This window comes from bacterium, assembly GCA_026129405.1.
Lineage (GTDB): Bacteria > Desulfobacterota > Binatia > DP-6 > DP-6 > JAHCID01.
This window is the reverse complement of record JAHCID010000002.1, coordinates 202,896-226,729: the sequence shown is the minus strand read 5'-3', so window position 1 is coordinate 226,729 and position 23,834 is coordinate 202,896. Positions and strand designations below refer to the sequence as shown.

Below are 23,834 nucleotides of genomic sequence, written 5' to 3'. Positions count from 1 at the left end.
GCGTCATAACGAAGCCACCTCCTCGAGGCCGCCCTCGTTACAGGCCGGATGGTCCCGCTTCAACGCCGAAGCCCGAGACGTTCGCGGACCTCGGCGAATCCGGGATCGGCGCTCGCCCATCCGGCGTCGGCGTCGAGCATCGCCGCGAACGTCTGCCCGCTCGGCGAACGACCCTGCTGCGGATCGACGCCGCGATCGAGGAGGAACGTGACGGCGTCCCAGTTCCGAGCGTCGGCCGCGTAGAAGAGGATGCGCTCGCCCCTGGGGCCGGTGGCGTTCAGGTCGGCCCCATGGGCGAGGAGCATCGACAGCACGTCGATGCCGACGCTGTGCCCGGCCCCCGCGAACCAGAGCGGCGTCCCCATCGGCCCGGTGCGGTTCGGGTCCGCCCCCGCGTCGAGCAGCATGCGGACCGGCGCCGGCCCCGTCTGCCGCACGATCTGGAGCGCCATCTCGAGCGGGAGCTCGTAGCCGGCGCCGAGATTGGTATCCGCCCCGGCGGCGAGCAGGATCGGCAGCGCCTCCTGCCGCTCCGGGGTAGCACGCAGCTGGCGCAGGGCGGCCACCAGCGGCGTCATGCCGGCGAGGCCGGCGGCGTTCACGTCGACCTGCGGAACCAGCGCCGCAACGGCCGCCGCATCGTTGCGCCGGATCGCCTCGACCAGGTCGCGCGACGGCCCCGCCGTGAAGAACGTCAGCTCCCCGGCGGCGTCGCCGTACGCGCGCAGCTGCACGCGCCAGGACGCCTGCGTGGCGACGGCCACGACGGGCGGCGCGACCGCGACGACGAACGCCAGCCCGCGCCAGAGGGGCGAGCGGCTGCGCACCCACGTGACCGCCGCCGCCGCGAGCACGCCCGCCGGCAGCGCGAGCAGGACGAGGGCGACCTGCGCCGGCGCGGTTCCGGACGGCTTCGCCGCGGCGAGCCCGAGCACGAAGACGAGGAGCACCACCGCCGCATCGAGCGCGACGCAGAGCCAGAAGATCAGCGCGAGCATGACGGGGCGTCGCGCGACGTCGCGGCCAGCGCCGCGGCAGCGGCGAGCTTGTGCCGCGCCTGCCAGGGCGACCCGACCGCGCGCCCCATGGCGTGCAGGACGGCGTCGACGTCCTCGCGCCCGAGCGCCGCAGCGGCGTCCCGGAACACGCGCTCACGATCGTACCAGTACACCGCCCAGCCGCGGGCCTCGGCCGCCGCTGCGAGCGCCTGGCGGTACATGACGGAGTCCGCGACGGTCTGCGCGCGATTGTCGGCGATCCGCTCCTCGGTCGTGGGCGGAAGCGCGGGGCACCGGCGGATCGCGATACACGCGATCGACACGGGAACGGCTCCGGCCACCGCCGCGAGGTGCTCGCACGCACCGCGCGCGGCGGCCACGCGCACGCGCTCGACCAGAGCCACCGCCTCCTCGAGCGTGATCGCCCGCGCCCACGGGCTGTTCCGATAGCGCCCCACCGCCCAGGAGCCTTCGTGGTGATGGGGGTGCGTCGGCAAGTCGGGCGCGGTGAGGTCGATGCGACGGCGGTCCAGGATCTCGCCGTCGCCCGCGACGGTGACGAGCTCCGCCGAGTTGCCGTGCTCCGCGACGCCGACCGCCGCAGGTCGCTGCGCTCCTCCGCCGGCCATGGGATCGTCAGTCTCCCCGCGTGCCGGGCGTGCACCGGCGGCCGGGCGTCTTCGCGACACGCACGCGTCCGTTCTCGGCGACCGCGGCCCGCACCAGCCGCTTGAACGCCGTCGCGTCGAGCGACTCACCCTCCCGGATGTCGATGGCGCGCCGCGTGCCGCCCTCCAGGCCGGCGTTGAAGAGACCGCGGGGATCGTCGAGGGACGCGCCCCGGGCGAAGGTCAGCTTCACCACCTGCGCGTACGCTTCGCCCGTACAGACGATGCCGTCGTGGGACCATACCGGCACGCCCTGCGGATTGCTCGGCTTCGCCCACTTGCACGCTTCCACGACGTCGGGATCGGCCTCGTGGATCAGACGACGCACGGTCGCCAGCGTCGCCGCGCGCCAGCCGCCCAGGGAGCGGATGCGCGCGTCGACCAGACGGGCGGCGTCGCCGGAGGCCGGCTTCACGGCGGTCTTCGCTGCACGCGCCATCGCTCCCACCTGCTCGCGGTCCAGCCGGGACACAAGCGCGGCGGCGGCGACCGGACGTCCGCGCCCCGCCCGCGTGCGCGCGCGCAGCGCTCCCGGCGAGCAGCCGAACCAGCGGTGGCATGCCTTCCCGAAGTTCGACGCGTCCTCGTAGCCCAGGCGATAGGCGACCTCGGCCGCGGTCAGCGCGGTGTCCGACAGCAACGCGAGCGCGCGCTGCCGGCGACGGACGTCGCGCAGCGCGCGGTACGTCGTGCCGGCCTCGCGCAGCCGGCGGATCAACGTGCGCGACGACACCGCGAGCCGCCGCGCCACCTCTTCGAGCGAGCGGCCGCCCTGCCCGCCGTAGGTCATGAGCTCCTCGACGAGCGCCGGCGTATAGCGGTGGCCCGTCAGGCGCTCGGCCTGGGCTTCGAGGGTCCGCACCGCGACCTGGTACACGGCGGCATCGGCGAACGGCGACGGCTGCGCGAGCCACACCGCCGGGATCACGAGCGCGCTGACCCGCCGGATGAGCGCCCTCTTCGCCAAGACCCGTCGCGCCGCCGACCTGGCGATCCATCCGCTGCTCCTAGGTGCGGCCGAGCACTTCGTCGATCATCCCGTGGTCTACGGCTCGGGCGACCTCGCGCGTGCCGTCCGTCCGGGGCTGCGTCTCGGCGGCGCGCAGCTGATCCAGATCGGCCCCGGCGAGGGCGCAGCCGTTGCACCGCGATCATTGGGCCATGCTGTGGCGCTACCCCGACTACGGCCGCCAGGTGCGGCTGCAGCTCATGCTGGCCGTCAGCGACTTCACGGCGGACAACGGCGCGACGCAGGTCGTCCCCGGCAGCCATGTCTGGAGCGAGGATCGTCTCGCCGATCCCTCCGAGGCCGTGCCGGCCGTGATGCCGGCGGGCTCCGGGCTGCTCTTTCTCGGCTCGACCCATCACGGCGGCGGCACGAACCGTACGGCGGATCAGTATCGCACCGGGCTCACGCTGGGCCTCGATTCCGCGGCCGTCCGGCAAGAGGAGAAACATGGACCTCTCCCTCGGCCCCGGCGTGGTGCGGAGCTACCCGGAGCAGGTCCAGCGTCTCCTCGGATGGACGTACGCGCCGGAGACCTACATGGGCTGGGTCGAGATCGACGGCGAGATGGCGGACCCGACCCGGCGGCTCGGCTGAACCCGCGGCCGCTACGGCAACCCGGCGCCGGGAACGTCGACGCGCACCGTCTCCACCCGCGCCGCACGCGCCGTGCGGCACGCCTCGCGGTTCGTCGTCGGCGCCGTCAGCACGAACAAGGTCCGGCGATCGTCGCCGCCGAGCATGCAGGCGATGGCCATCTGCCCGACGGGAATCCGGTGCGTCACCGCGCCGCCCTCCCGCACCCGCACCACCTCGTTGCTGATCGGCGACGCCACCCAGATCGCGCTCTCGGCGTCGAGGCAGATGCCGTCGGGAATGGCGCCGTCGAGCCTGGCCCATTCGCGGCGGCGCGAGAGGCTGCCGTCGTCGGCGACGTCGAACGCCGTGAGGCACGCCCCGAACGACTCGCCGACGACGAGCGTGCGCCCGTCGGGCGTCAGCACGGTGCCGTTCGGAAAGCGCAGGTCGGCGGCGGCGATCCGCACGGTGCCGTCGGGAAGGACGAGCGCCAGCGCGGCGGGATCGGGCAGGCCGCCGTCCTCGAGGTTCGATCCGAAGTTGCCGACGTAGGCGCGGCCGCGCGCGTCCACGACCATGTCGTTGCAGTGGTAGGTCGCGATGTCGCCGAGGTCGGCGACCGGCGCGAGGCCGCCGGGGTCGAGCCGCAGCAGACGGCGGTCGACCATCGAGACGACGAGCAGGCGGTCGTCGGGCGTCCAGCCGAGGCCCGACGGCCGGCCGGGCACTTCGACCACGGTCTCGACCGTGCCCTGGGCGTCGAGCGTCAGCACGCGGTCGTCGTGCATGTCCGAGAGCCACAGCTTGCCGGCGTGCCAGCGTGGCCCTTCGAGGAAGACGAAGCCGTCGGCGAACACGGTGGAAGCGAGGGACATGGCAGCCTCGTAGCACGGTGCCCGCGGGCCGCCTACGGAACCGGCACGTCAGGCCTGCGAGGACCCGGGAGATACTCGTCGATCTGGCGTCGATAGCCCGCGACCAGGGCGATCGGCCCCAGCACCGAGGACACGAGGCGCATCCCGAACGCAGTGGGCTGGACGTCGTCGTCGAACTCGGCGAACAGCGCCGCAGCCAGCAGGAGAGACGGATATCCGTTGCGATCCGTCCTGCCATCCCGTGCGAGGCCGAATAGCACCCGGAAGAAGTCGTGGATGCGGCCGGCCGGCCGGATATCCTCGATGACGACGGCCTCGTCGTCACATGGATTCCACTGGAAGTGCCGCGCTCCGGCGGGAAGCGTCATCGACTGCCCCGCGCGAACGATACAGTGCTTCCCATCGACCCGTAGATGCAGCTCACCAGAGAGCACGGACACCGACTGCTCCTTGCCGGGATGTCGGTGCTCACCGGGAATCTCTCCGTGGGGACGGAGAGCATACTGGGCCGTGAACGCCTGCGCCGTCGACACCAGCACCCGCATCGACTCGCCCGTGACCGGATTCTCGAGGAGCTCTGCCATCGGGACACTCCCGTTCTTCGAGGCCGACCGACTGCCGCCCGCGCCGGCCGACCCATAGCACGACCGGAGCCGGACGAGCGCACCTACCGCGGCGGCCTCGACATCGGCGTGAGGAGCGGGCATGCGCCCACTGCAATCTCGCCGACGACGTCGAAGCCGTGGCGCCGATACAGCGAGACGTTACGCGGGTTCGTCGACTCGAGGTACGCGGGCACGCCGTCCTCGTCGCACCGCGCCAGGGCGTGACGCATCAGCGCGTCGCCGACACCTTGCCCGCGTCGGCTCGGATCCACGCCGATGAGCGGCAGGTACCAATGACGGCCCGCGGGATGCACCTGCGCCATCTGCTCGAGGGCACCGAAGGCATCGTCGAGACGGGCCGGTTCCGCCGTCTCGCGAACCACCGTCTCGAGGGTCTCGGCGTCGGGGTGCACGTCGGGAGGTAGCCAGAGCGCAGCGCCGGAGAAGTCGGCACAGACGTATGCGGACCCGCACGCGAATCCCCGTCCTGCGAATGCGCGGACGAACGCGGGACCTGATTGCAGATACGCATAGGGCGACGGCCACAGGAAGCGTGCGAATGGATCCGTGATGAACGCGGCGACGATGGCGGAAATCGCCTGGGGCACCTCGTCGGGTCGGGCACTGCGAACCTCGGTCGCGGGACGGTTCATCGCATCCTCCTGCCGTTTGGTGAGGTACGTGCGGCACGGGTTTCGTTTTCGGATCCCGGCGGCCGGCCGGCGCCAGCGGAGCGACGTCAGGCGGCGGCGCGGCGACCCGCGACCTGCACCACTCGTGGCATTCCGGCGACGGTGTCGGGATCGGCGGCGAACTGGAAGAGATCCCTCACCACTTCGTCGATCTCCTCTTGCGACGCCAGACCGTCCTCCAGCACGGCGCCGGCGATGTTCTCCATCGTCAGCGGGTTGAGGAGCTTGGCTTCCCCCTGCGTGCCGACCGGCTGCACCACCCAGACCCCGACGTCTTCGAAGCCACCCTGCTTCAGCAGCCCGGGCAAGCGCGGTCCGATGTTCGGGTCACCGCCCCGTCGGCCCACGGTCGCACAGTAGAGCTCGTGATACCGCCGGAACGCCTTCGACTCCGGGTAGGTGAAATGCCCGCTGAAGTCGATATCCTCGGCCCCGAGGACTCCACCGGGGCGCAGATGGCGGTAGAACGCGCGCACGGCGGCAGCAGGATCGCTGAGGTGCGTCAGGAGGAATCGCGAGTACACGACATCGAAGTCACCGGCCCCCAGGTCCTCGCGGACATCGGCCACGCGAAACTCCACGTTGTCGACACCTCGCTGCTGCGCCTCGGTGCGCGCCATCTCGAGCTTCTCCTCGTCGATATCGACGCCGATCACCCTGCCATGCGGGCCGACCCTCCGAGCCAGCTCCACGGTGGCGTCTCCGCCGCCACAGCCGACATCGAGACACACGAGCCCATCACGCAGACCGAGCCGGTCGAACAGCGACATCGAGCTCGCATGCATGACGCGCGCGAGAATGCGGAGCCGTTCCCGGCCTTCGACACCGCCCCGAATCGCGTAGTGGCCAGAATCTCCCATGGCGATCTCCCGTTCAGTCGCGAGGCCTGCGGTGGTGCCTCCCGACGTCGCCCGGCCAACGCCACTGCCGCCCTGCCGCCGGCGCCTCCGGTCGGTTGCGGCGGCGGGTCAGGCGGAAGGATGCCACAAGCTGCGCACCTCGCAGATGGCGCCGGTCGCGTCGACCTCGAAGACGTGGGGATTGCGCAGGCTCACGAACAGGCCAGCTTCTGCATCCTACCCTGACGACTCAGCGTGTCGGATCAAGATCGCCTTCATGAGACTACCTTCGGCCCGAGAACCTGGCGCGTTCGGCGACGACTGCCCTGCGCCCTACACGTCGATCTCGAATCCGAGACCCGGATCGCAGGAGACCGCGCCGCGTCTTGCCGGCCAGCCGCCGCGCGGAGCGCGGTCGGTCTGCACCGGCGGGCTGGGCGTCACCTCATGTCGCAGGGAGGATGTGCTCATCGAACGACACGAGCGTCTTGATCCCCATTATGTACGTCGCACCCTCGGTCGTACTGGCACTGTGAGGAAGGCGCGCCGGCAGAACGAGCTTGTCGCCTGCCTCGAGATGGTGCGTCTCACCGGTTTCGGTCTCACAGAAGTCGAGGGACCCGTCCACGACATAGAGCGTTTCGTCGCCTCGGTGGAGGTGGGGCCCGAGCTCGCTTCCCGGCTTGTCGATCCACGACACGGGCCAATAGCCGTCTCGCATGATCTCCGCGATCGCTTGCTCCTTCGTGTGGAAGTGACCGGGGAATACACTCGTCACCCAACGTGGTCGCTGCCGGGCCGCTCCGTCACCGCCGCGCTGCTCAAGCGCCGCGGGTTGATCCGCCGTCGCACCCCGCGCCGCGTGATCGGCCATCCCGGCAAGCCCAACACGCTGATCGTGACGCCGAATCAGGTCTGGTGCGCCGACGCCCGCACGAAGCGCCGGACCAGCAGACGCCCGCGTCCGTCTACCAGCCGTCGCCCAGACCGATGCCGAGCAAGCCGCCCCCACTCGCGTATCCCGATCGCCTCGAAGTCCGCTACGTCAGCGCGAACGGAGGCATTCGCTGGAATAATGCGTGGGGACCGTGTCCACAACCTGCATCGGCGAGTACGTCGGCCTCGACGAGATCGACGACGGAATCTGGAACGTCTACGTCGGGCGCCTGCGACTTGGGCGCCTCTTGGAGCGCTCGATGAAGATCGAGGATGCCTATGGGAGACTCCATCGACACCGGCGACTGTTACCCATGTCCTCGGACTGATCTGTCACCATGTCCTCACCCGCTCACGAATGGAACACGGCCGTCACCACCGCCCCTTAGACTCGTATCGATGCTTCACGTGGCTGCTGATGTAGGCGTTGAGCCCATGCCCCGCCTGCGCTAGCTGCTGCATTGCCTCGACATTGTCCGTACCCGCGCTCTGGGCTGTGTACGTGTACTTCGAGCGATCACCAAAGTAGACGACGATGAAGTTAGGGCCCATGTCGTAACCGACAACGCCGGAGTCGCCACCGCGGTTCGCATACCGTTGCATACTTGTCTCCCATTTTCAGCCGGTGAGCAGGTCCGCCCAACGTCTGCCCAACGTCTATTGTCCCGCAGCGCAGCCCACCGCGGGCGCCACCCAGTTCGGCGTCATATGCCGTTCCGCCCGCAGCAGTCGCGTGCGCTCGTATCTGTCGAATCTGCCCGACGGGCCTCATGCCTCCTCCTCCTTGCTCGGCGACGCACCACCATCCAATTCGGCGACATAACCCCGTGGGCTTCGTTCGGGACGGCGCCCCGCTCGACGTCCACCAGCCCATCGAGCGGCGAGCGCACTCCCGCGGGGCCGCGGTTCAGGACGTGCGCATGGATCATCGTCGTCGAGACGCCGTGGTGACCCAGGAGCTCCTGGACAGTGCGGATGTCGTAGCCGTCCTCGAGGAGATGGGTCGCGAAGGAGTGGCGGAACGTCTGGCATGAGGCCGGCTTCGTCAGGCCGGCGGCGCGAACGGCGCGGGCGACGGCGTTCGGGAGCACCGTCTCGGGGAGATGATCTGCCCACGGGCGAGGTCCGCGTCCTTCACGCGCAGCGACGCGCGCTCACGCAGCCTCAGGCCCGAGCAGTAGAGCGGGTCGGCCAAGAGCCGTGGCTCGCCTTGCATCGACGCCAGGACGCAACGCACCTCGTCGCGCGACATCACGAGCGGAACGCGCTCCGTGCGCGCGCTGGACTGGCGAACCCGCAGGGCCTCCCGTAGACGAGCCATGAGCCGCGGCTCGCCGGCGATCGAGGCCGACGTCGCGGGACCACTCGTCCAGAACGCCGACGCCTGCATGGCGCAGGACTCCAAACCCCGCCCGCGCGCCGGATCAACCCCGAAACACGACGATCCGGAAAGATATCCGCGCAGCGAACACGGGCGTCAACGCGCCGGGGCCGGCGACTCGAACGACAGCTTCGGCGCCCGATAGATCGGCGACTGCCGGAACACCGTGTGATCGTGCGTCCCGATGAAGCCGTCGAACGCGAGTCCGAGATTCATCGTTCCCGGGTCGTGGTCGTTCATGAAGTCGTTCAGCGACTGGTCGTCCTTGAAGCCGAAGATGGTCGTGACCGACGGGCCGTTGCGCGTCGTATCGACGAAGGTGTCGAGGCTGACGAGCCCGGGGATCGCCGCGAAGCGCTGGCGCCCCTCGCGCTCGAACCACGCCTCGAAGTCCGGCACGCGACCGGGCAGCACGTCGTAGGTCTGCACGAAGAAGCTGCGTCCCGCGCTCGGCGGCGGCGTCGGCTTCGGCAGCAGACTCGGCGGCAGCGGCGGCATGGTGGCCGCGGTCGGCGGGCCGCCGGGCATCGCGTGCCCCATCGCGGCGTGGTCCACGCCTGCGGGGTCTGCCGGCGCCTGCCCCATGCCCGCGTGCCCCATCGCCGCGTGGTCCATCCCCGCGTGCGCGCCGCCGGTCGTGAGCGAGCTGATGTAGGCGACGATGTCGCCGAGCTGGGCCAGCGTCATCTCGGGATACACCGGCATCGTCGAGGTGTTGGTCTCGCTGATGTAGCCGTCGCCCTCGATGAGGATGGCGTCGGGGTTGAGGATCGCCTCCGCGAAGTACGCGGGTGGATGGTGCGCGCCCATGCCGGTGAGGTCCGGACCGACGCCGCCCGACCCCGCCTCCGCCGAGAACGCCTCGCCCTCGACGCGGTGACAGGAGTTGCAGCCGAAGTCGACGAAGAGCTGGCGGCCGCGCGCGACGTCGCCCGGCGGCGGCGTCAGCTGCCAGCCCGCGGGTACGCCGCCGAGCTTGTGCAGCGCCTCCATCGTCATGCGGACGGGCGGCTTCTTCGGCTGCGGCCGAGCCGTCGCGGCCGGTGCCGGAGCCGCGGGCGCGGGTGCATCCTTCTGCGGCTCCGCGCCGCAGGCCAGGACCACTAGGAAGGGACCGAGGACGGCGACGCGCCGGGCGATTCGCTGCACGAGAGCACTGCGCCACACGGCGTCCCGACCCGCAAGCGCGACGCCCAGCCGCTGTGCGCCCCGCGATATCGAGAAATTTCTTGACTTCGACGCGGAGCGCCGGCATACACGCACCCGTGACGATGCTGCCCGCAGCGACTTGCTGTTGCTGTATCTCGGCCCGGGGGAACTCCCTCGCCGGTCGCTGCGCGCTCGTCGCCGTGTCCTAAACGGATCGAACGCAACGCGGACCACGGCCTGGGAGGTTCCTGACCCCCCGGGCCTTTTTTGTTTCCGCGCATCCCGTTCACCCACATCATCCGACGACACGGCCCGACGAGAAGGAATCCTCCGATGCAGCAGCCCACGACCCCGAAGCCCCTGACCGACCTCGAGCGGCGCTGGCTCCGCCTGAAGCGACACCTCCGCTCGTGCAACCAGAGCGCCCGCGCGCTCCGCGACGCCGCCCGCGCCATGCAGGCGACCGCCACGCTGCCTCCCCTGCCCTTCGCCCCGGAGCGGAGCTGGCTTTGTCGAGGCTCCGCGACCCTCCTGGCGGCCTAGCCGCCTAGATCTGCACGATATTTCGCTCCTCACCCCGAACGTCGGGCCCCTCCCGGCGAACGGCACACCCGCGTCCTGAACTCGACGCCCATATCCGCCGAAAAAGGAGAACCCAGCATGCGCCCCAGTACCCTGTTGGCCCTCATCGCCACCGCCTTCCTCGCGATGGCCCCGCTCACCGCCTCCGCACAGGAGCTCCTGAACGTGTCGTACGACCCGACGCGGGAGCTCTGGAAGGCGCTCAATGCCGCCTGGGCCCCGAAGTGGGCGGCGCAGAATGGCGGCGCCGCACCCACGGTGCGCATGTCGCACGGCGGATCCGGCAGCCAGGCCCGGGCGGTCGTCGACGGCCTCGAGGCTGACGTCGCGACGCTCGCGATGTGGCCGGACACCAACGCCATCGCCAAGGCCGGGCTCATGCCGCTCGGCTGGGAGAAGGACCTCCCGAACAACTCGACCGCCTACACCTCGACGATCGTCTTCGTGGTCCGCAAGGGCAACCCGAAGGGCATCAAGGACTGGCCGGACATCATCAAGCCGGACGTCCAGATCATCACCCCGAACCCGAAGACCTCGGGCAACGGCAAGCTCTCCTTCCTCGCCGCGTGGGGCTACGTGAAGCTGCACGGCGGCTCCGACAAGGAGGCGCTCGACTTCGTCACGAAGCTCTACGAGCAGGTGCCGGTCCTCGACCTCGCGGCCCGCGGCTCGACGGTGACCTTCGTGCAGAAGCGCATCGGCGACGTGCACCTCACGTGGGAGAACGAGGCGCACCTCGAGGTCGAGGAGGCCAAGGGGCAGGTCGAGATCGTCTACCCGTCGGCGAGCTTCCTCGCCGAGCCGCCGCTCGCGATCGTTTCCAAGAACACGGAGCGCAAGGGCACGACGACCGCCGCCAAGAGCTACCTCGAGTTCCTCTACACCCCCGAGGGCCAGGCGATCATCGCCAAGCACTTCTACCGCCCTACCGACCCGGGAATCCTCGAAGCGAACCGCGCCACGTTCCCGGACATGAAGCTCTTCGACGTGACCCAGGTCGCGAAGAACTGGGACGACGCCTACGACAAGTATTTCGGCGACGGCAAGGTCTTCGACCAGATCTACAAGCCGAAGAAGTGAATCCAGAGGCTGACCGTACCAACGGAGGCACACTCCCATGGCAACCGACGTCAACCGCCGCGTGCTCCCCGGGTTCGGACTGAGCCTGGGGTACATGATGACCTACCTGACCTTGCTCGTGTTGATCCCGATCGCGGCCGGGTTCATCCGAGCCACCAACCTGTCCTTGGAGCAATTCTGGGCCGCGGTCTCGACCGAACGCGCGATCGCGGCCTACCGGCTGACGCTGTTCGTATCGTTCGCGTCCGCCGCGGTGAACGTGGTCCTCGGCCTGCTCGTCGCGTGGGTGCTCGTGCGATACGAATTCCCGCTCAAGCGTCTCCTCGACTCGCTGGTCGACTTCCCGTTCGCGCTGCCCACCGCCGTCGCCGGTCTCGTCTACTCCAACCTCTACGTCGAGAACGGCTGGTACGGGCAGTTCCTGGTGCCCCTCGGCATCCAGGGCTCGTACTCGGTGCTGGGCATCGTCCTCGTCCTCACCTTCATCGGCTTCCCCTTCGTCGTCCGCACGCTCGAGCCCGTGCTGCAGGGGCTCGAGCGGGACGTCGAGGAAGCCTCGGCCTGCCTGGGGGCGGATCGCTTCCAGACCTTCCGGCGGGTGATCTTCCCGTCGATCCTCCCCGCGGTGATCACGGGCTTCGCGCTCGCCTTCGCCCGCGGGCTCGGCGAGTACGGCTCGGTCGTCTTCATCTCGGGCAACATGCCCTACCAGACGGAGATCGCGCCGGTTCTCGTCGTCGCCCAGCTGGAGGCCTTCCAGTACAACGAGGCGACGGCGATCGCGGTCGTGCTGCTCGTGATCTCGTTCGTCACGCTCTTCGGCATCAACGCCCTCGAGCGCTGGAGCTCGCGCCATCATGTCTGACCACACGGCAGGCAAGGTCGTCGCGGGCGCCACGCCCGTCCCTCTTCGCGCCCACGAGGATCCGACCTGGGTCCGCTGGACGCTCACCCTGGCAGCCGTCAGCGTCATCGTGCTGCTGATCGTCGTCCCGCTCGTGAACGTCTTCACCGAGGCGTTCGCGGACGGCGCGGCGGTCTACTGGCAGAACATCGCCCGCGACCACGACACGCTCCACGCGATGAAGCTCACGCTCATCGTCGCGCCGGTCGCCGTCCTCCTGAACCTGATCTTCGGCCTCGCGGCGGCCTGGGGCATCGCGCGCTTCCGCTTCCCGGGGCGCGCGTTCGTCACCGCGCTCATCGACCTGCCGTTCACCGTCTCCCCCGTGGTGGTCGGCCTCCTGCTGGTCCTGCTCTTCGGCCTGCACGGCTATCTCGGGCCCTGGCTGCGCGAACACGACATCAAGATCATCTTCGCGCTGCCCGGGCTCATCATCGCGACCTGCTTCGTCACCTTCCCCGTCATCGCCCGCGAGCTCATCCCGCTGATGGAAGCGCTCGGCTCGGAGGAGGAGGTGGCGGCCGTGAGCCTCGGTGCCCGCGGCTGGCAGATGTTCCGGCTGATCACGTTGCCGAACATCAAGTGGGGCCTGCTCTACGGCCTCATCCTCTGCAACGCCCGTGCGATGGGCGAGTTCGGCGCCGTCTACGTCGTCTCCGGACGCATCACCGGCGGCACCGACACGATGCCGCTGCGGGTCGAGAAGCTGTTCCAGGAATACAACATGCCGGGTGCCTTCGCCGTCGCGTCGGTCCTGGCCATGCTCGCCGTCGTCACGCTGCTCCTGAAGAGCGTCCTCGAGTGGAAGACGCGACGCGAGCTCGAAGAGGCCAAGCGGCTCCAGACCGCCGGAGGTGAAGCATGAGCATCACGGTGAAGAACGTCACGAAACGGTTCGGCAACTTCCTCGCCCTCGACGACGTCAGCCTCGAGGTGCCCGGCGGCTCGCTGCTCGCGCTGCTGGGGCCGTCGGGCTCGGGCAAGACCACCCTGCTGCGCATCATCTCCGGGCTCGAGGTCGCCGACGAGGGCAGCGTCTACTACCACGAGGAGGACGTCACCTCGGCGGCGGTGCGCGAGCGCAACGTCGGCTTCGTCTTCCAGCACTACGCGCTCTTCCGCCACATGAACGTGTTCGACAACGTCGCGTTCGGGCTGAAGGTGCGCAAGGCGGGCAAGGAGCACATCCGCCAGCGCGTGCACGAGCTGCTGCGGCTGGTGCAGCTCGAGGGGCTCGAGCGCTCGCTGCCGTCGCAGCTGTCCGGCGGCCAGCGCCAGCGCGTCGCGCTCGCCCGCGCCCTCGCGGCCGAGCCGAAGGTGCTGCTCCTCGACGAGCCCTTCGGCGCGCTCGACGCGAAGGTCCGCCAGGAGCTGCGGCAGTGGCTGCGGCGGCTCCACGACGAGCTGCACGTGACCAGCGTCTTCGTCACGCACGACCAGGAGGAGGCCTTCGAGGTCTCCGACCGCGTCGTCATCATGAGCCAGGGGCGCATCGAGCAGGTCGGCACGCCGGCGGAGATCTTCGAGAACCCGGCGAACCCCTTCGTCATGGACTTCCTCGGCAACGTGAACGTGTTCCACGGGCACGTACAGGACGGCCGCGCGAAGCTCGGATCGCTCGACATCGCGGCACCGGAATACGACGGCTCCGAGGAGCGCGCGGCCACCGCCTTCATCCGCTCCCACGAGCTCGAGATCCTGAAGTCGAAGAACGGCCGCCCGAGCCTCGAGGCGAAGGTGGTGCACGTCAATCCGGCGCGCCCGGTCGTCAAGGTGCGCGTCTACTCGGAGGCCTTCGGCGTCGTGCTGAACATCGACGTCAGCTGGGAGAAGTACGCGGAGCTGCGCATCCAGACGGGCGACGTCGTGCACGTCGCGCCCCGCCAGGTGCGGCTCTTCGTGCAGGAGTACTCGATATGACCGGTCGTCAGCAGAAGGAGAAGGTCATGGACGACGCACGGGACCACGACGCCGTGGACGGGGGCGGTCAGACCATCGAGCGTGTCCGTGAGACGCTCGATCGCATCCACGCCGCGCTGCGCGGCCTGCGCTACGGGTCGGTGACGGCCATCGTGCAGGACGGGGTGGTGGTGCAGGTGGAACGACTCGAGAAGTTCCGGGTCGAGCGACGGAAGGGAACGGCCGGGTGACCGACCGCTCCCACAGAGGCGACGCCACGCCGGACGACGTCGTCCGCGCGGCGATCGTCGCCGAGCGCAGGGACGCCCTGCGCGGGCCCGACGGGCCCGAAGGCCGCGCGCTCGGCGCGGCCATCGGCACGAACGTGCGCCGCGAGCGCGAGCGCATCGGGCTCGCCCTCGACGCGCTCGCGGCCCGCAGCGGCGTCGCGCCGGACATCCTCGCGCGCCTCGAAGACGGCCGCGCGGTGCCGAGCCTGCGCGTCGTCTGGTCGCTCGCGACGGCGCTCGGCGTCCCTTTCGCGCACCTGCTCGTCCAGCAGGAAGGCGCGGTCTTCTTCCGCGTGCAGCGCGCCCGCGAGGGCCGCACGGTGATCTCGGGCACGGGCGATCTGCGCTCGCGCCTGCTCTCGCCGCCCGGCCTCGTGCCCGAGCTCTACGAGCTCGCGTTCCGGCCGGGCGCCGTCGAAGCCGCCGAGCCCCACGCGCCGGGCACGGTCGAGCACCTCGTCGTCCTGCGCGGCGGGCTCATCCTGCACGCCGACGACGCCATGGCGCGTCTCGAGGCCGGCGACGCCGTCTTCTTCCAAGCGGACCGGCCGCACACGTATCACAACCCGACGGCGGCGGAGACGGTAGTCCATTGCGTCATGGCCTACGCGTCGCACGCCGCGCGCCGACCCGACGGCGGGAGGCCCTGACCCCGGCGCATCGCCGGAAGGAAACCTCGCCATGTCGACCGCCCATTCGCCCACCGCGACGGCCCCGCGCCGCGAGCAGATCGCCGAGACGATCCGCCGCGTGCTCGCCGACGAGCTCGGTGTTCGCCCCGCGGCGCTCGCACCCGAGGTCTCGCTCCACGACGACCTCGCCGCGGACTCGCTCGACCTCGCCGGCGTCGGCATCGCGCTCGAAGCCGCACTCGGGATCGACGTTCCGCTCGCGCTCCTCGACCGCGTGCGAACCTGCGGCGAGCTCGTCGAGGCGCTGGTCACGGTCGCCGCCGGGCCGACCGAGGTACCGGAGAGCGTGTCGGCGCCCCTGGCCCGGGTCACGATCTCGACACCCCACGGCGGCGGCGCGATCACCCGCACGCTGCGCCTCACACCCTACGCGCTCGAGACGATCCTCGCCGACGCGCGGCGCCTCGGCCGCGGCACCTACGTGCGCGTGCTCCTCGCGCCGCGAACGCCGGCCGAGGCCTTCGGACACCTCGCGTTGCGGTTCGAGCCCCTCGCCGATCGCGGAATCGTCGTGCGTCTCCGCCGCGCGACGGACCGCGACTGGCCTGGATGTTGCTATGATTGATGACAAGCTGTGCTGGACGCACGCGTCGCCGTGCGTCCAGGGCTCACCCGACTGCGGGAGGCCAATGCGCTGACACCTGAGCGCCGCTGACCGGTCCACCGGAGGCACGCCAATGCCAATCCTTGGGAGGAACGGTCATGGACACTCGGTCGAGAGGACACCGGTGGCGCAGCGCCACGGTCCTCGCGGCGCTGCTGGCGCTACCCGCCTTCGCGGGCGACGCCTTCGCCAGGCGCGAACCAACGCGCGAGGAGCTGCTCGATCGCATCGAGCGCCTCGAAGCGATCATCCAGAAGCAGGGGCTCGACAAGGCCTCGGCGTCGGAGGGGGAGGAGGGAGTACCCGTCGATAAGCCTCAGGTCGAGGCGATCGTCGACGAGAAGCTGCGCAAGCAGAAGGTGCTCGCGGGGTGGAAGGACGGCTTCTTCCTCGAGTCACCCAGCGGCGACTTCAAGCTGAAGTTCCGCGGCTACATCCAGACGGACGCCCGTGTGTTCCCGCTCGAAGGGGGCGACACGGGCACGGACTCGTTCTACCTGCGTCGCGTCCGTCCGATCTTCGAAGGCACCGTCTACAAGTACTTCGACTTCCGCATCATGCCGGACTTCGGCGACGGGCAGGTGACGCTCCAGGACGGCTACATGGACGTCAACTACTTCAAGCCCTGGGCGGCGTTCCGGGCCGGGAAGTTCAAGGTACCGCTGAGCCTCGAGCGCCTCGAGGGCGGCTCCGAGCTGCTCTTCATCGAGCGCTCGATCGCGAACGGCCTCGCCCCGAACCGTGACGTCGGCTTCCAGCTGTCGGGCACGCTGTGGGACGAGGCCCTGCTCTGGCAGGTCGGCGCCTTCAACGGCACCGTCGACGGCGGCAATTCCGACGGCGACACCACGTCCGACAAGGAAGGCGCCGCGCGCATCTGGGCGCAGCCGTTCCGCAACACGGACTGGAGCTGGGCGAAGGGCTTCGGCGTCGGCTTCGCCACCACCTTCGGCGACGTCAAGGACGACTCGTCGAGCGCCAGCCCCTTCCGCCTGCGCACGCCGGGCCGCTCCACGTGGTTCCGCTACGCCACGTCGAGCAACGTGTCGGTGTTCGGCGACGGCGAGCGCACCCGCATCTCGCCGCAGGGCTACTACTTCTGGGGCCCGTTCGGCCTCATGGGTGAGTGGATCCAGTCGACGCAGCGCCTGCGCCTCGACGACACCAAGGCGGGCACCAGCACCGAGGGAACCTTCACGAACAGCGGCTGGTTCACGCAGGCCTCGTACGTCCTGACCGGCGAGGACGCGAGCTACAAGATGGTGACCCCGATCAATCCGTTCGATCCGTGGAACGGACGCTGGGGCGCCTTCGAGCTCGCGGCCCGCGGCGGCATCACCGAGGTCGATCCGGAGCTCTTCGACAAGGGCTTCGCGAAGAACGGCCAGTCGGCGCAGCGGGCCGCGAACTACGGCCTCGGCGTCAACTGGTACCTGAACAAGAACTTCAAGGTGCAGGCCAACTGGGAGCGCACCGAGTTCAACGAGGAGGTCACGTTCGGCAAGGACGACCGCAACCACGAGGACGTGTTCCTGATGCGGTTCCAGGTCTCCTACTGAGGTCTCTCCCCCCGGAGCCGGGCACGACCGGCTCCGGGGATGGTGTCGCCGTCCGTCCTCCCCCCTCCACGGGGCCCGAGCTCCGTGCAGGACGGACGGCGGCACCGCCCTTCGACACGACCGACACGACCCCATGACCATGACCATCCAGATCGCGACGAGGATCGGCCGCAACGGCGGCTGTAGCGAGGCCCGGGAGCGTGCGCTCCCGGGCCGTCGCCCCGACCAGACCTCCGTCATGCCCACGCCCCGGCGTTCACGCCCACGAAGGACACATACACATGCTCGACTCCCGCCTCGCTCCCACCTCCCCTCCGGCGCCGCGCCGCCCGGTCCGGCTCGCGCCGCGGCTGCGCGTCGTCCACGGCGGCCGGCGCGGCTTCGATTCGATCGACCAGCTGCGCGAGCGACGCCTCATGCTCGCCGCGCTCGACGACGCGGTCCGCACCATCCTCGGCTCGAACCCCGCGTTCGACGGCCGCCCCGTCGACCGCCGCCGCGAGCTCGCCTGGCTGCGCAGCCGCACCCTGCGCCACCCGTTCACGTTCGAGCGCATCTGCATGCGGCTCGGGTTCGACCCCGACCGCCTGCGCCGCCGCATCCTGTGCGCCGCGCGGCGCGCCGGCACGCTGGCGCTCCTGCTCGCGCTGCTCGCCGCGCGGCCGGCCGCCGCCGAGCCGCTCCCCCACCTCGGCACCGCGTCCTGGTACGGCTGGGAATTCGCCGGCCGGCGGACGGCGTGCGGCGAGCGCTTCGATCCGCGGGCGCTGACGGCGGCCCATCGCACGCTGCCGCTCGGCACCAACGCGCGCATCACGAACCTCCGCAACGGACGCATCGTCGTCGTCCGCATCACGGATCGCGGCCCCTACGTGGAGCCGCGCGTCCTCGACCTCTCCCTCGCCGCCGCCCACGCGCTCGACATGGTCGACTGCGGCGTCGCCGACGTCCTCATCGAGCCCCTCTGAAACCCCCGCCCGAAAGGAGTCCCCGCCATGTCCACCATCGCCCGCCGCCGCACCCGCGCCGCCCTCGTCCTCGGGATGACCACCCTGCTCACCATGCTCGTGCTCGCCGCCGTCCGCCATGCCCGCGCCGAGGCCACCGCACCGCCCCGCGTCCGGCTCGCGTACTTCCCCAACGTCACGCATGCCGCCGCCATCGTCGGCGTCGCGCGCGGCACGTTCGCCGATGCGCTCGGCGACGAGGGCGCCCTCGAGCCGAAGACCTTCCCCGCCGGCCCGGCGCTGATCGAGGCGCTGTTCGCAGGCGAGGTCGACGTCGGCTACGTCGGCCCGAACCCTGCCATCAACGGCTACGTGAAGAGCAAGGGCGAGGCGCTGCGCGTGATCGCCGGCGCCTCGAGCGCCGGCGCCCAGTTCGTCGTCCGTGCCGACGCGAACATCGCCAAGCCCGCCGACCTCTCCGGCAAGACGTTCGCGACGCCGCAGCTCGGCGGCACGCAGGACGTCGCGCTGCGCCTCTACGTCCGGCGTCACGGGCTCGACACCGCCGACCGCGGCGGCACGGTCACGATCCAGCCGGCGCAACCGGCGGACATCTTCACGCTCTTCCGCGAGGGCAAGATCCAGGGCGCCTGGATGGCGGAGCCGTGGGTGTCGCGTCTCGTGATCGAGGGCGGCGGCCGGGTCTTCCTCGACGAGCGCGACGAGTGGCCCGACGGGCGCTTCGTCACGACCGTCGTCGTCGCCCGCACCGAGTTCCTGACCCAGCACCCCGATCTCGTCCGCCGCCTGCTCGAAGCCCACGTCGACAGCATCGCGTTCCTCAACGAGCGTCCCGACAAGGCCCAGAGGGTCGTCAACGCCGAGATCGCCCGGATCACGACGAAGGCCCTGCCCGACGCGGTGGTCGCGAGCGCATTCGAGAACACCGAGTTCACGACCGATCCCCTGCCGAACACGCTGCAGAAGGCGGCCGACTCGGCCTTCGAGCTCGGCTTCCTCGGCACCGAACGCCCGCAGCTCTTCGGCATCTGGGCGCTCCAGCCGCTCGAGGCCGTGGTGGCGGCCCGCAAGAACCGCGTCGCCGCACGCTGACGGAGGCGTCGCCATGCAGGCCCCCATCGTCTGGCAACGGCTGCCGCCCGAGACCGCGCCCGAGCGCCCGGCGCTCGCGCTCCAGCACGTCCACCGCACGTTCCCGGGCCGCGACGGCCCGGTGAGCGCGCTCTACGACGTCGATCTCGAGATCGCACGCGGCGAATTCGTCTGCATCGTGGGACCGAGCGGGTGCGGCAAGTCGACGCTGCTCGGGCTCGTCGCCGGGCTCGACTTCCCGAGCCGCGGCACCATCGAGACCGACGGCTTCCGCGTCCGCGGCACGGGCAACGACCGCGTCCTGCTCTTCCAGGACGCGGCGCTGTTCCCGTGGCTCGACGTGCGCGGCAACGTCGAGTTCGGGCTGCGCCAGCTCGGGCTCTCCCGCCGCGATCGCCGCGTCGTGGCACGGCACTACCTCGGGCTCGTCGGCCTGGCGTCCTTCGAGCGCGCCTTCGTCCACCAGCTCTCCGGCGGCATGCGGCAGCGCGTCGCGCTGGCGCGTGCGCTCGCCGTCGATCCGCAGATCCTGCTCATGGACGAGCCGTTCGGCGCACTCGACGCCATGACCCGCGACCGCTTGCACGCCGAGCTCCAGGCGATCTGGACGGAGACGGGCAAGACCGTCCTCTTCGTCACGCACAACACCCGCGAGGCGGTGGCGCTCGGCGATCGCGTGCTCGTGATGTCGCCGCGGCCCGGCCGCATCCTGGCGGAGTTCACGATCGACCTGCCCCGCCCGCGCGTGCTCGAGGACGCGACCCTGCTCGGGCGCGTGCGCGAGGTGCTCGCGGTGCTGCGCGACAGCGCCGTACAGGAGGGATCGGCATGAACACCGGGCTCTGGGCGGCACGCGCCGGCTTCTTCGTCGCGCTGCTGGCGCTGTGGGAAGGCGTCGCGCGACTCGGCATCTGGCCGCACTATCTCTTTCCGCCGCCGTCAGACGTGCTGGCGGCGCTCGCCGGCGGCCTGCGCGACGGCCTCTTCGTGCGCGGCGCGCTCGCGAGCCTGTGGCGGGTGGCCGTCGGCTACGCGATCGCCGTCGGACTCGGCACCGTGCTCGGCGTCGCCATCGGCCGCTCGCGTCTCCTCGACGCGACGCTCGGCTCGCTCGTCCTCGGCTTCCAGGCGTTGCCGAGCGTCTGCTGGCTACCGCTCGCGATCCTCTGGTTCGGTCTCGACGAGCGGGCCATCGTCTTCGTCGTCGTCATGGGGGCGCTGTTCTCGGTGACGCTCGGCGTGGAGGCGGGCGTCAAGAACCTGCCGCCGGTCTACCTGCGGGCGGCGCGCAACCTCGGGGCGGGCGGGCCGTCGCTCTATACCCAGGTGATCCTGCCGGCCGCACAGCCCGCGATCCTCGCGGGCCTGAAGCAGGGCTGGACGTTCGCCTGGCGCTCGCTCATGGCGGCCGAGCTCCTCTACTACACGCTGAGCCTCGGCAACCTGCTCCAGGGCGGTCGCGACCTGAACGACGCGGCCCGGGTGATGGCGGTGATGCTCCTCATCATCGGGCTCGGCGTCACCATCGACCGCGGCCTCTTCTCGCCGCTCGAGCGACGGCTGCGGGAGCGCTGGGGGTTCGGCGTCGCCTGAGCGCGCCCATCGACGCCCCGGCGCGGCCCTGGTAGGCGGGCCCCATGTCGACGACCACCCCGACGTTGCGCGCACGCCGCGAAGCGGTCGTGCGCGAGCACATGGGCTCGGAGAACCGGCACGCGTTCGAGGTCACGCTGGGGACGTTCGCGCACCCGCGCTACGAGCTGGTCGCAACCGGTGAGGTGTTCGACGGCGCCGACGCGGTGCGCGGCTATTACGCCGCGTCGCGCGCCGCGTTCCCCGACCAGCGCAACGAGGTGACCGCGCTCCGGCACACCGACGACGGCGTGCTCGTCGAGTTCGATCTGCTCGGCACGCATCGCGGCCCGCTGCGCGGCATCCCCGCCACCGGCCGGGAGTTCCGCTGTCCGATGGCGGCGCTCTTCTTCTTCGACGCCGGGGACCGCATCGTCTGCGAGCGGGTGTACTTCGACTCCGCCACGATCCTCCGCCAGCTCGGTCTCCTGCCCGGCGCCGCCTGAAGCCGGCCGCGCCCCGCGGCATGGCGTTGCGCATGCGGGCGCATCGCACCGGTCCTGTGTTATGGAGTGGACGGGAGGAACCGCAGATGCCCCCCAAGCCGGGACAAGACCTACCCCCGCTCGACGCCGCGCTCCACGACGTCATGGCGGACGAGCGACGCGATTGCCTGCGCGGGCCGGACAGCCCGGAGGGCCGTGCGCTCGGCGCCGCGGTCGGCGGCAACGTCCGGCGCTCCCGCGCGGCGGCGGACATGAGCCTCGAGGAGCTCGAGTCGCGCAGCGGCATCCCGGCGGAGCTGCTCGCGCTGCTCGAAGCCGGTCAGGCGGTGCCGAGCCTGCGGGCGCTCTGGGGGCTGGCGACGGCGCTCGGCGTCCCGTTCGCGGCCCTCCTGCTCCAGCGCGAAGGCGCGGTCGCGTTCCGCGTCCTGCGCGGCGGCGAGGGGCGCGTGATCCTCTCGGCTGGCGGCGAGCTGCGTTCGCGGCTGCTCTCGCCGCCCGGCGTCGCCCCCGAGGTCTACGAGCTGACGCTCGGTCCCGGCTGCGTCGAAGAGGCCGCGGCCCATGCGCCCGGCACGGTCGAGCACCTGACCGTGCTGCGCGGCTGCCTCGAGGTCCACGCCGGCGACGAGCAGGCCCGCCTCGAGCCCGGCGACGCGCTCTTCTTCCAGGCCGATCGCGCGCACGGCTACCGCAACGCGGCGGCGGGCGAAACCGTCGCCCAGCTCGTCATGGGCTATGGTCCGCCGGCGGGCGGCACGCGCGGCGGCGCCGCCTGACGCGCACGGCGCGGCGAATGGCCGCGCGGCGCGGACACTCAGTCGACGTCGACGGGCGTCACCCGCCCCGAGCCGAGCTCGAAGACGCCGCCGGCGAGCGCGAGCGTCCCCGCCGTGAGCCCGCCGCCGATGACCGGCGACGCCTGGCGCAGCTGGCGCGCCTGGAAGCGCACGTTCGCCGCGATCGCCGTCGTGAGGTCCTTCGTGCGGTCGATGCCGGGCACGATGTGCTGGTAGAGCGTGCTGATCTGGCCGGGAACGGCGGCGCCGGCGAGCGCCGCCTTCACCGCACCGCAGCTGCCGTGCCCGAGGACCAGGATCGCCTGCACGCCCAGCACTGCGACGGCGTACTCGAGGCTCGCGATCTCGGTCGGCGTGGCGACGTTGCCGGCGACGCGCACGACGAAGAGGTCGCCGAAGCCCTCGTCGAACACGATCTCGATCGGCACGCGCGAGTCGGCGCAACCGAGAATGGCGGCATAGGGCTTCTGCCCCTCGCCCAGTTGCTTCAGGCGGTCGAGCTCGCGCCGCGGCTGGAGGAGCTCGCCGCCCGCGAACCGCGCGTTGCCGGTGCGCAGCTCTTCGAGCGCGGCCTGCGGCGTCGGCGGCGGCGCTTCCGGCGCGACGCCCTCCGCGGCCCAGACCCGCTGCGTGCGTCCTCCCGCCAGCGCGAGCGCACCCGCCCCGAGAAGCAGGCGACGACGCCCGATGCCGCCGGCGTCCCCCCGTCGACCGTCCATCCTGTCCACGAATCTGCTTGTCGCCCGTCGGCGAACCGGCTTCAAGGGTCGCGGCACCAGCGGGTCCGGGGCTCGTGCGACCTCGGGCGACCCGATACGACGATCCCACCACGACGACGATCGAACGATGACGGACACCAGCACCGCCACACCCGTCGCGCTCCTGGGCCTCGGGTTCCTCCTCGGCCTGCGGCACGCCCTCGACGTCGACCACCTGGCCGCGGTCTCCACCATCGTGAGCCAGGGACGGGGGCTGTGGCGCTCGTCCCTGGTCGGCGCGATCTGGGGCCTCGGGCACACCGCGGCGCTGCTCGTGGTCGCGATCGCCGTCGTCGGGCTGCATGCGGAGATGCCGGCGGCGCTGGGCCATGCGCTCGAGCTCGGCGTCGCCGTGATGCTGGTCGTGCTCGGATCGCGGTTGCTGTGGTCGCTGGCGCGCGGTGCACGCCTGCACGTCCATCCGCACGAGCACGACGGCGTGCGCCATGTCCATCCGCACCTCCACGCGGACGCCGAGCACCACGATCACGTGCCGCACCGGCGCCCGTTCCTCATCGGCTGCGTGCACGGGATGGCGGGCAGCGCGGGGCTCATGCTCGCGGTCGCCGCGACCATCTCGGATCCGGCACTGGCGCTGCTCTACGTCGCGGCCTTCGGCCTCGGGTCGGTGGGCGGCATGATGGCGATGAGCACGCTCCTCGGCGTCCCGCTCGCGCTGGCCGGCGCGCGCTTCGCGCGTGCCGAGACGGGGCTGCGCGTGCTCGCCGGCCTGGCGAGCGTCGGCGTCGGCGTCCAGCTGGCGATCGAGATCGGACGCGACGCGGGATTCCTGGCGTAGACGC

General features: G+C 71.0%; 27 protein-coding genes and 2 pseudogenes. 18 read left to right on the top strand and 11 right to left on the bottom strand.

From position 1 onward, the window contains the following. Positions 1–59: 59 nt before the first annotated feature. Genes KIT14_09445 through KIT14_09435 form a run of 3 tightly spaced genes read right to left on the bottom strand, consistent with a single transcriptional unit; the run spans position 60 to position 2,633 of the window. The gene (locus KIT14_09445; GenBank protein ID MCW5890763.1) at positions 60–998 is read right to left on the bottom strand and encodes a hypothetical protein; all 939 of its coding nucleotides are present in this window, start codon (positions 996–998) and stop codon (positions 60–62) included. Continuing rightward, positions 986–1,627, bottom strand: a complete 642-nt coding sequence (locus KIT14_09440; protein ID MCW5890762.1) for a hypothetical protein — start codon at positions 1,625–1,627, stop codon at positions 986–988. Before KIT14_09440 ends, KIT14_09445 begins: the two co-directional genes overlap by 13 nt. 7 nt (positions 1,628–1,634) lie before the next feature. Next, a complete protein-coding gene (locus tag KIT14_09435) occupies positions 1,635–2,633 on the bottom strand; it encodes a helix-turn-helix domain-containing protein (GenBank protein ID MCW5890761.1) in 999 nt (332 codons plus the stop codon). 194 nt (positions 2,634–2,827) lie between these two features. On the opposite strand from KIT14_09435, the pseudogene KIT14_09430 reads away from it, so the two are divergent. After that, positions 2,828–3,070 (top strand): annotated as a pseudogene (locus KIT14_09430) (phytanoyl-CoA dioxygenase family protein). 52 nt (positions 3,071–3,122) lie between these two features. Further along, complete coding sequence (locus tag KIT14_09425) at positions 3,123–3,269, top strand: hypothetical protein (GenBank protein ID MCW5890760.1); 147 nt, start codon at positions 3,123–3,125, stop codon at positions 3,267–3,269. 11 nt (positions 3,270–3,280) lie between these two features. On the opposite strand, the gene KIT14_09420 is transcribed toward KIT14_09425, so the two are convergent. The 7 genes and pseudogenes from KIT14_09420 to KIT14_09390 all read right to left on the bottom strand — a co-directional run bounded on the left by KIT14_09420 (position 3,281) and on the right by KIT14_09390 (position 9,578). Continuing rightward, complete coding sequence (locus KIT14_09420) at positions 3,281–4,126, bottom strand: SMP-30/gluconolactonase/LRE family protein (protein ID MCW5890759.1); 846 nt, start codon at positions 4,124–4,126, stop codon at positions 3,281–3,283. Positions 4,127–4,158: 32 nt separating this feature from the next. Continuing rightward, positions 4,159–4,710 carry a cupin domain-containing protein gene (locus KIT14_09415; protein ID MCW5890758.1) on the bottom strand — a complete coding sequence of 184 codons (552 nt, stop codon included), beginning with the start codon at positions 4,708–4,710 and terminating at the stop codon, positions 4,159–4,161. 83 nt (positions 4,711–4,793) lie between these two features. Next, positions 4,794–5,384, bottom strand: coding sequence for a GNAT family N-acetyltransferase (locus KIT14_09410; GenBank protein MCW5890757.1), 591 nt, complete (start codon positions 5,382–5,384; stop codon positions 4,794–4,796). Positions 5,385–5,470: 86 nt separating this feature from the next. Beyond that, positions 5,471–6,283, bottom strand: a complete 813-nt coding sequence (locus KIT14_09405) for a class I SAM-dependent methyltransferase (GenBank protein ID MCW5890756.1) — start codon at positions 6,281–6,283, stop codon at positions 5,471–5,473. A 424-nt stretch (positions 6,284–6,707) separates the two neighbouring features. After that, positions 6,708–7,136 (bottom strand): cupin domain-containing protein, encoded by a 429-nt coding sequence (locus KIT14_09400; protein ID MCW5890755.1) that lies wholly within the window; start codon positions 7,134–7,136, stop codon positions 6,708–6,710. Positions 7,137–7,902: 766 nt separating this feature from the next. After that, positions 7,903–8,289, bottom strand: a complete 387-nt coding sequence (locus KIT14_09395; protein ID MCW5890754.1) for a tyrosine-type recombinase/integrase — start codon at positions 8,287–8,289, stop codon at positions 7,903–7,905. A 1,091-nt stretch (positions 8,290–9,380) separates the two neighbouring features. Further along, a pseudogene (locus KIT14_09390) lies at positions 9,381–9,578 on the bottom strand (c-type cytochrome). A gap of 483 nt (positions 9,579–10,061) precedes the next feature. On the opposite strand from KIT14_09390, the gene KIT14_09385 reads away from it, so the two are divergent. From KIT14_09385 to KIT14_09315, 15 genes are all read left to right on the top strand, one after another. Beyond that, positions 10,062–10,271 carry a hypothetical protein gene (locus KIT14_09385; protein ID MCW5890753.1) on the top strand — a complete coding sequence of 70 codons (210 nt, stop codon included), beginning with the start codon at positions 10,062–10,064 and terminating at the stop codon, positions 10,269–10,271. Between the two features lie 117 nt (positions 10,272–10,388). Beyond that, on the top strand, positions 10,389–11,390 hold the full coding sequence (locus KIT14_09380; GenBank protein MCW5890752.1) for a sulfate ABC transporter substrate-binding protein: 1,002 nt from the start codon (positions 10,389–10,391) through the stop codon (positions 11,388–11,390). A 37-nt stretch (positions 11,391–11,427) separates the two neighbouring features. Beyond that, positions 11,428–12,255 carry a sulfate ABC transporter permease subunit CysT gene (gene cysT, locus KIT14_09375; GenBank protein ID MCW5890751.1) on the top strand — a complete coding sequence of 276 codons (828 nt, stop codon included), beginning with the start codon at positions 11,428–11,430 and terminating at the stop codon, positions 12,253–12,255. Then, entirely contained in the window at positions 12,248–13,159 is a 912-nt protein-coding gene (gene cysW, locus KIT14_09370; GenBank protein MCW5890750.1) for a sulfate ABC transporter permease subunit CysW, read from the top strand. Before cysT ends, cysW begins: the two co-directional genes overlap by 8 nt. Further along, positions 13,156–14,214: a sulfate/molybdate ABC transporter ATP-binding protein gene (locus tag KIT14_09365; GenBank protein ID MCW5890749.1), complete on the top strand. Its 1,059-nt coding sequence runs from the start codon at positions 13,156–13,158 to the stop codon at positions 14,212–14,214. The genes cysW and KIT14_09365 overlap by 4 nt, the downstream gene beginning before the upstream one ends. Before the next feature lie 26 nt (positions 14,215–14,240). After that, complete coding sequence (locus KIT14_09360; protein MCW5890748.1) at positions 14,241–14,444, top strand: YezD family protein; 204 nt, start codon at positions 14,241–14,243, stop codon at positions 14,442–14,444. Then, positions 14,441–15,133: a helix-turn-helix domain-containing protein gene (locus KIT14_09355; protein MCW5890747.1), complete on the top strand. Its 693-nt coding sequence runs from the start codon at positions 14,441–14,443 to the stop codon at positions 15,131–15,133. Before KIT14_09360 ends, KIT14_09355 begins: the two co-directional genes overlap by 4 nt. A gap of 31 nt (positions 15,134–15,164) precedes the next feature. Beyond that, entirely contained in the window at positions 15,165–15,740 is a 576-nt protein-coding gene (locus KIT14_09350; protein MCW5890746.1) for an acyl carrier protein, read from the top strand. Between the two features lie 137 nt (positions 15,741–15,877). Next, entirely contained in the window at positions 15,878–17,338 is a 1,461-nt protein-coding gene (locus KIT14_09345; GenBank protein ID MCW5890745.1) for a hypothetical protein, read from the top strand. 281 nt (positions 17,339–17,619) lie between these two features. Continuing rightward, complete coding sequence (locus tag KIT14_09340; GenBank protein MCW5890744.1) at positions 17,620–18,306, top strand: septal ring lytic transglycosylase RlpA family protein; 687 nt, start codon at positions 17,620–17,622, stop codon at positions 18,304–18,306. Positions 18,307–18,333: 27 nt separating this feature from the next. Next, entirely contained in the window at positions 18,334–19,398 is a 1,065-nt protein-coding gene (locus KIT14_09335; GenBank protein MCW5890743.1) for an ABC transporter substrate-binding protein, read from the top strand. Positions 19,399–19,411: 13 nt separating this feature from the next. Next, the gene (locus KIT14_09330) at positions 19,412–20,230 is read left to right on the top strand and encodes an ABC transporter ATP-binding protein (GenBank protein ID MCW5890742.1); all 819 of its coding nucleotides are present in this window, start codon (positions 19,412–19,414) and stop codon (positions 20,228–20,230) included. Further along, positions 20,227–20,991 carry an ABC transporter permease gene (locus KIT14_09325; GenBank protein ID MCW5890741.1) on the top strand — a complete coding sequence of 255 codons (765 nt, stop codon included), beginning with the start codon at positions 20,227–20,229 and terminating at the stop codon, positions 20,989–20,991. The genes KIT14_09330 and KIT14_09325 overlap by 4 nt, the downstream gene beginning before the upstream one ends. Before the next feature lie 44 nt (positions 20,992–21,035). Next, a complete protein-coding gene (locus tag KIT14_09320) occupies positions 21,036–21,476 on the top strand; it encodes an ester cyclase (protein ID MCW5890740.1) in 441 nt (146 codons plus the stop codon). Positions 21,477–21,562: 86 nt separating this feature from the next. Beyond that, a complete protein-coding gene (locus tag KIT14_09315; GenBank protein MCW5890739.1) occupies positions 21,563–22,252 on the top strand; it encodes a helix-turn-helix transcriptional regulator in 690 nt (229 codons plus the stop codon). 38 nt (positions 22,253–22,290) lie between these two features. Here KIT14_09315 and KIT14_09310 read toward each other — a convergent pair whose 3' ends face one another. Next, positions 22,291–23,001, bottom strand: coding sequence for a carbonic anhydrase (locus KIT14_09310; protein ID MCW5890738.1), 711 nt, complete (start codon positions 22,999–23,001; stop codon positions 22,291–22,293). Positions 23,002–23,119: 118 nt separating this feature from the next. Between KIT14_09310 and KIT14_09305 the strand changes: the two genes are divergently transcribed. Beyond that, entirely contained in the window at positions 23,120–23,830 is a 711-nt protein-coding gene (locus KIT14_09305; GenBank protein MCW5890737.1) for an urease accessory protein, read from the top strand. Positions 23,831–23,834: the final 4 nt, after the last annotated feature.

Excerpts from the sequence above, each read along its gene's own strand:
- KIT14_09305 (MCW5890737.1), top strand. The coding sequence starts at position 23,120 with ATGACGGACACCAGCACCGCCACACCCGTCGCGCTCCTGGGCCTCGGG.
- KIT14_09315 (MCW5890739.1), top strand. The coding sequence starts at position 21,563 with ATGCCCCCCAAGCCGGGACAAGACCTACCCCCGCTCGACGCCGCGCTC.
- KIT14_09415 (MCW5890758.1), bottom strand. The coding sequence starts at position 4,710 with ATGGCAGAGCTCCTCGAGAATCCGGTCACGGGCGAGTCGATGCGGGTG.
- KIT14_09410 (MCW5890757.1), bottom strand. The coding sequence starts at position 5,384 with ATGAACCGTCCCGCGACCGAGGTTCGCAGTGCCCGACCCGACGAGGTG.
- KIT14_09345 (MCW5890745.1), top strand. The coding sequence starts at position 15,878 with ATGGACACTCGGTCGAGAGGACACCGGTGGCGCAGCGCCACGGTCCTC.
- KIT14_09400 (MCW5890755.1), bottom strand. The coding sequence starts at position 7,136 with ATGGCCGATCACGCGGCGCGGGGTGCGACGGCGGATCAACCCGCGGCG.
- KIT14_09385 (MCW5890753.1), top strand. The coding sequence starts at position 10,062 with ATGCAGCAGCCCACGACCCCGAAGCCCCTGACCGACCTCGAGCGGCGC.
- KIT14_09335 (MCW5890743.1), top strand. The coding sequence starts at position 18,334 with ATGTCCACCATCGCCCGCCGCCGCACCCGCGCCGCCCTCGTCCTCGGG.
- KIT14_09425 (MCW5890760.1), top strand. The coding sequence starts at position 3,123 with ATGGACCTCTCCCTCGGCCCCGGCGTGGTGCGGAGCTACCCGGAGCAG.
- KIT14_09440 (MCW5890762.1), bottom strand. The coding sequence starts at position 1,627 with ATGGCCGGCGGAGGAGCGCAGCGACCTGCGGCGGTCGGCGTCGCGGAG.
- cysW (MCW5890750.1), top strand. The coding sequence starts at position 12,248 with ATGTCTGACCACACGGCAGGCAAGGTCGTCGCGGGCGCCACGCCCGTC.
- KIT14_09350 (MCW5890746.1), top strand. The coding sequence starts at position 15,165 with ATGTCGACCGCCCATTCGCCCACCGCGACGGCCCCGCGCCGCGAGCAG.
- KIT14_09330 (MCW5890742.1), top strand. The coding sequence starts at position 19,412 with ATGCAGGCCCCCATCGTCTGGCAACGGCTGCCGCCCGAGACCGCGCCC.
- KIT14_09360 (MCW5890748.1), top strand. The coding sequence starts at position 14,241 with ATGGACGACGCACGGGACCACGACGCCGTGGACGGGGGCGGTCAGACC.
- cysT (MCW5890751.1), top strand. The coding sequence starts at position 11,428 with ATGGCAACCGACGTCAACCGCCGCGTGCTCCCCGGGTTCGGACTGAGC.
- KIT14_09380 (MCW5890752.1), top strand. The coding sequence starts at position 10,389 with ATGCGCCCCAGTACCCTGTTGGCCCTCATCGCCACCGCCTTCCTCGCG.
- KIT14_09340 (MCW5890744.1), top strand. The coding sequence starts at position 17,620 with ATGCTCGACTCCCGCCTCGCTCCCACCTCCCCTCCGGCGCCGCGCCGC.
- KIT14_09320 (MCW5890740.1), top strand. The coding sequence starts at position 21,036 with ATGTCGACGACCACCCCGACGTTGCGCGCACGCCGCGAAGCGGTCGTG.
- KIT14_09420 (MCW5890759.1), bottom strand. The coding sequence starts at position 4,126 with ATGTCCCTCGCTTCCACCGTGTTCGCCGACGGCTTCGTCTTCCTCGAA.
- KIT14_09405 (MCW5890756.1), bottom strand. The coding sequence starts at position 6,283 with ATGGGAGATTCTGGCCACTACGCGATTCGGGGCGGTGTCGAAGGCCGG.
- KIT14_09325 (MCW5890741.1), top strand. The coding sequence starts at position 20,227 with ATGAACACCGGGCTCTGGGCGGCACGCGCCGGCTTCTTCGTCGCGCTG.
- KIT14_09445 (MCW5890763.1), bottom strand. The coding sequence starts at position 998 with ATGCTCGCGCTGATCTTCTGGCTCTGCGTCGCGCTCGATGCGGCGGTG.
- KIT14_09365 (MCW5890749.1), top strand. The coding sequence starts at position 13,156 with ATGAGCATCACGGTGAAGAACGTCACGAAACGGTTCGGCAACTTCCTC.